4 protein-coding genes and 1 tRNA gene are annotated in these 4,631 nt (G+C 70.2%); 4 read left to right on the top strand and 1 reads right to left on the bottom strand.

What is annotated here, in order from left to right:
• Positions 1-1,421: bifunctional NAD(P)/FAD-dependent oxidoreductase/class I SAM-dependent methyltransferase (locus G6026_RS05720; RefSeq protein WP_182612476.1), on the bottom strand; the 1,421-nt coding region annotated here is incomplete at its 3' end.
• Between the two features lie 84 nt (positions 1,422-1,505).
• Between G6026_RS05720 and G6026_RS05715 the strand changes: the two genes are divergently transcribed.
• From G6026_RS05715 to G6026_RS05700, 4 genes are all read left to right on the top strand, one after another.
• On the top strand, positions 1,506-2,063 hold the full coding sequence (locus G6026_RS05715; protein ID WP_017836307.1) for an XRE family transcriptional regulator: 558 nt from the start codon (positions 1,506-1,508) through the stop codon (positions 2,061-2,063).
• A 119-nt stretch (positions 2,064-2,182) separates the two neighbouring features.
• Positions 2,183-2,255 (top strand) — tRNA-Ala (locus G6026_RS05710).
• 169 nt (positions 2,256-2,424) lie between these two features.
• Positions 2,425-3,945: an MFS transporter gene (locus tag G6026_RS05705; RefSeq protein WP_182612474.1), complete on the top strand. Its 1,521-nt coding sequence runs from the start codon at positions 2,425-2,427 to the stop codon at positions 3,943-3,945.
• A 34-nt stretch (positions 3,946-3,979) separates the two neighbouring features.
• Positions 3,980-4,270, top strand: a complete 291-nt coding sequence (locus G6026_RS05700; RefSeq protein WP_107758168.1) for a SelT/SelW/SelH family protein — start codon at positions 3,980-3,982, stop codon at positions 4,268-4,270.
• Positions 4,271-4,631 lie beyond the last annotated feature (361 nt).

Genomic DNA, 4,631 nt, shown 5'->3' with positions numbered 1-4,631 from the left:
TCGAACACGTGCGAGACCAGTAGCAGGTGACCGCCCGGGCGTACCCGCTCGGCGGCACGCTGGAGTATCTGCGTGCGGGGCAGGTCGACGGGGGAGTGGAAGAAGCTGGCCGTGACGAGGTCGAACCGCTCGTCGGTGGTCCAGGTGGACAGGTCGTGCGACACCCAGTCGATACGGTCGGCCAGTCCGCGGGTCGCCGCCGCCTCCGCCCCGCGGGAGACCGCCGTGGGAGACAGGTCCACCGCGGTCACGCGCCACCCCTGCTCGGCCAGCCAGACCGCGTCTCCGCCCTCACCGCAGCCCAGCTCGAGGGCCGAGCCGGCCGGGAGAGGGCCGACCACCGCCGCCGTCGTGGCGTTCGCGGCCCCCGACCAGCGGGGTCCGTCGCCCGCGTACTCGCCCTCCCAGAAGTCGGCAGGGCCTCCGGAGGCGTTCTGGGTGTGGGTCGCGGCGTCGAAGTCCTCGTTGACCAGCATCATGTTGACCATCCCGCCCGCCATCGACCCCGCGGCCATGGAGACGGGCACGGTGGCTCCCGGGTTGGCGACGTTGCCCGCCGCCCAGATGCGGGGATGGCTGGTCGCACCGAACTGGTCCACCGCGAGAACCGTGCCCAGCGGGGAGGTGGTCCGCTCCAGGTCGAGCCCGTCGAGGAACCGGTCGTGGGGCCGAGCGGTGGGCGCGGCGAAGATCGCGTCGAGTGCGATCTGTCGTCCGTCGGCCAGGCTGACGCCGGTCAGTCGTCCGTCCTCGGACAGGACGCTGGTGACGGGCGACTCCTCGAGCCGGACGCCGCGGGCCCGGAGCCGGGCGGCCACCTCGGCATCGGGGGCGCCACTCCCGGCGGTGAGGAACACCAGGTCGTCGGTCCACTGCCGGACGAGCTGAGCCTGGTGCGCCGACATGGCGGACGTGCCCAGCACCGCGATCCTGCTGCCGCGCACCTCCCAACCGTGGCAGTACGGGCAGTGGAGCACGCTCGAGCCCCAGAGTTCCTGCAGGCCGGGGATGTCCGGGAGTTCGTCGGTCTGTCCGGTCGCCACGACGAGAGCACGGGCTGTCACGGGTGCCGCATCGGCGAACTCGACGGTCAGGGCGGCGTTCCCCCCGTTCGCTCCGTCACCGCTCCCCGCGTCGTCGACCCCGCTGTCCCGGACCACGGTCACGAACCCGGACCGCACCGTCACGTCGTACTGCCGCAGTTCCTCGCGGCCCCGGCGGAGCAGCTCGAGCGGGTCCATCCCCTCGTGGCCGAGGACTCCGTGCATGTGCGCGGCGAAGCGGTTGCGCGGTTCGCCGGCGTCGACGACGAGCAAGCGGCGGCGGGCCCGGCCGAGCATGAGCGCCGCCGACAGGCCCGCGGCCCCACCGCCGACCACGATCGTGTCCCAGTGTTCTGGTGTCTCCTCAGTGATGTCCATGGGGACAGTTGACGCCTGGTGTGCAAAAACTGCAAGAATGTTTGCACTATTGGCAAGGAGTCGGGCGACGGCGGGAGAGGACCGATGGGCGGAGAACTCAAGCAGGTGGGCGTGCGGCTGCGCGCGTACCGACACAGCCGCGGGTTGACGCTGGACGAGTTGGCGGAGCGGGCCGGGATGTCGGCCAGCACGCTGTCGCGTCTCGAGTCAGGCAAGCGGCAGGCCAGTCTCGAGCTGCTGCTGCCGCTCACGCGCCAACTGGGGATCGGCCTGGACGACCTGGTGGCCCCGACCACGGTCGACCCCCGGGTGCGGCGGCCCGTCGTCCACCGGGACGGCATGGTCATCGCGCCCCTGGCCCCCGAGGGGTCATCGGTGGGGACCTACAAGATCACCTACCCGCCGGCAAAGGTGGCGCCCGAACCCCGGGTCCACGACGGGTACGAGTGGTTCTACGTCCTGTCCGGGAAATTGCGCCTGGTCCTCGGCGACCAGGAGCTGATCCTCACCCGCGGGGAGGCGGCCGAGTTCGACACCAGGGTCCCGCACAGCCTGTCCGCGGCCGGGGGACGCCCGGCGCAGGTGATCAGCATCTTCAACGACGACGGCGTGCGGATGCACACGCACACCGCGGGCTCGTGACGTCTCCAGGGCTCCCGGTTTGGTCGGTCGCCCGGCCGTGCTGGTAGGGTATCCCTCGCTGCTCGAGAGGGCGGCACTGCTTCCCGAAAGGGCGGCGACACGGCCCGCGAGGGCCGTGAGGGGCTATAGCGCAGTTGGTAGCGCGTCTCGTTCGCATCGAGAAGGTCAGGGGTTCGATTCCCCTTAGCTCCACCCAAGGACTTCGAGTTCAGAGGCCGTTTCCGCGCAAGCGGGGACGGCCTTTCCGCTTGTCAGGTCTGTGCGGCCCCGGCCCGGCCCGGCCAGGTGGCCGCGTGATCGTTCACGCGGGGTTTACCGCGACACCGGTGCACCCGGAGGTACCTGAGTAGTCTTCTGCGTCATGGCGACACCCGCGCCCGAGGGCGACGACCCCGGGGCCCCCTCCACAGTTCAGCGCTACATCGACGAGACCCCCCGGTGGCGGGACGGCACCCCGGCGGTCGCGGGCGGCATGACGAGTATGCAGGGCAGGATCTTCTGGCTCGCCTCGGCAGGCAAGTTCTTCGAGGGCCTGATCGTGTTCCTCATCGGGGTGGCCCTGCCGCTCATCACCGCCTACTGGTCACTCTCGGCGGTGGAGACGGGGTTGCTCACGGCCGCGACCCTCGCGGGCATCATGGTCGGGGCCACGGCCCTCGGTGGACTGTCGGACCGCTTCGGCCGCAAGCAGATGTTCCTCATCGAGATGATCCTGTTCACCGTCTTCCTGCTCGGTGCCACCGTGGCACCCGGGTTCGCCGTCTTCCTCGTGTGCCTGTTCGGGATGGGTGTCGCGCTGGGGTGCGACTACCCGACCGCGCACGCGATCCTCTCCGAGACGCAGTCGACCGCCGGCCGCGGCCGTAAGGTGCTGTCGGCATTCGCGTTCCAGGCGGTCGGCGCCGTGGCGGGGACCCTGGTGGGCGTCGCCATCCTCAGCACCACCAGCTCACTCGACTCCTGGCGACTCATGTTCGGTGTCGTCGTGGTACCGGCGGCACTGGTCGCCGTCGGCCGGGTGTTCGTCGTACAGAGCCCACACTGGCTGGCGAACGTCGGCCGCCGCGCGGAAGCCGAGGCCGAACTCACGAAGCTCCTCGCCCGCACGCCGCGGTACCCCTCGGTCGTGACGATCTCGGACGGGCGGGACGGTGGGGCCGAGGCCGCGACGACCGACGTCCGCGCGCTGTTCAGGACGCCGTGGCGGCGATCGACCATCCTGGCGTCGGTCCCGTGGTTCCTCCAGGACCTCAGCACCTACGGGATCGGCATCTTCACGCCGACGATCATCGCCACCACGCTCGGGAACGTCGCCAGCAGTGGGTCGTCGTCGTCGGCGATCATCCACAAGGACCTGTTCGGCGCCAAGGGTGCCGCCCTCATCGACGTCTTCCTCCTGGTGGGCATCCTGGTCGCCATCGTGTTGATCAACAGGTGGGGCCGCATGCGGCTGCAGATCCTGGGCTTCCTCGGCTGCGCGACCGGACTCGCCATCGCCGCCTCCTCGACCCTGGCCCACGGGTCGGTGCAGACGGTGCTCGTCTTCACCGGCTTCATCCTGTTCCAGTTCATGACCAACCTCGGTCCCAACTCCATGACCTACGTCGTGGCGGGGGAGGTGTTCCCGACGGCCCTGCGCGGGACGGGAGCGGGCATGGCGGCGTCCATCGCCAAGTCGGGCGCCGTGCTCACCTCGTTCCTCTTCCCGATACTGCTGGTCGCCTGGGGCACGGGTGTCGTCCTGGCGATCCTGGTGGGGACCTCACTGCTCGGGGCGGTCATCACGTGGCTGTTCCGCATCGAGACCACCGGCAAGAGCGTCGAGGAGATCGATTCGATGTACGAGCTGCATCCGACGACGACGGAGCCCGCCGAGCAGTGAGACCGGATGGTCCGCCTGTGGCACTGTGGGCGACATGCCGTCTCCCCGGATCGCCATCACCTTCTGTACGCAGTGCCGGTGGACGCTTCGCGCCCAGTGGTACGCGGGCGAGCTGCTGCAGACCTTCGAGGGCGAGATCGGTGAGGTCGCGCTCGTGCCAGCGACCGGCGGCACCTTCCGGATCGACGTCGGCGACGAGCAGGTCTGGAACCGCAAGAGGGATGGTGGATTCCCCGAGATCACCGAACTGAAGCGGGCTGTCCGGGATCTCGTCGCCCCGGGAAAGTCGCTCGGTCACGCCGACCGGGTCGGGCCCACCGAGTAGCCGCGGAGCTCGGTCCCGGAGGATCCCGACGGCGCCCGTTCGCCGTGACCGCACCCGGAATCCGCCCGAAATTCGCCTCCGGGTAAGGGAACTCTGATGTGCTGGAGTTCAGGCGGCGGCTGCCGCCGGTCGACGACACCAGGGAGAACGACATGTCCGTAAGGCTTCTCACCGTGTGCGGCGTGGCCGCAGTGACCCTCTTCGCGGGCGCCGGGACGGCGTCCGCTCAACTCGGCTCCGTCACGGGCTCGCTGCCGGGATCCGCCAGCGGGCCGGTCGGTTCCGTGGCGACCGCGGCGTGCAACGCCGGAAGCGTCGCGAACCTCGCCGGTGCGGGGCTTCCGACGAGCGCGGTGTGTGT

It is taken from the genome of Dietzia sp. DQ11-38-2, from assembly GCF_014145055.1.
Taxonomy (GTDB): Bacteria; Actinomycetota; Actinomycetes; order Mycobacteriales; family Mycobacteriaceae; genus Dietzia.
Note: the sequence above shows the minus strand (reverse complement) of the source record. Positions and strands in the feature narration are given on the sequence as shown.

What these genes read in the sequence shown, in the direction of transcription:
- G6026_RS05700 (WP_107758168.1), top strand. Translation starts at nt 3,980, where the DNA reads ATGCCGTCTCCCCGGATCGCCATCACCTTCTGTACGCAGTGCCGGTGG.
- G6026_RS05715 (WP_017836307.1), top strand. Translation starts at nt 1,506, where the DNA reads ATGGGCGGAGAACTCAAGCAGGTGGGCGTGCGGCTGCGCGCGTACCGA.
- G6026_RS05705 (WP_182612474.1), top strand. Translation starts at nt 2,425, where the DNA reads ATGGCGACACCCGCGCCCGAGGGCGACGACCCCGGGGCCCCCTCCACA.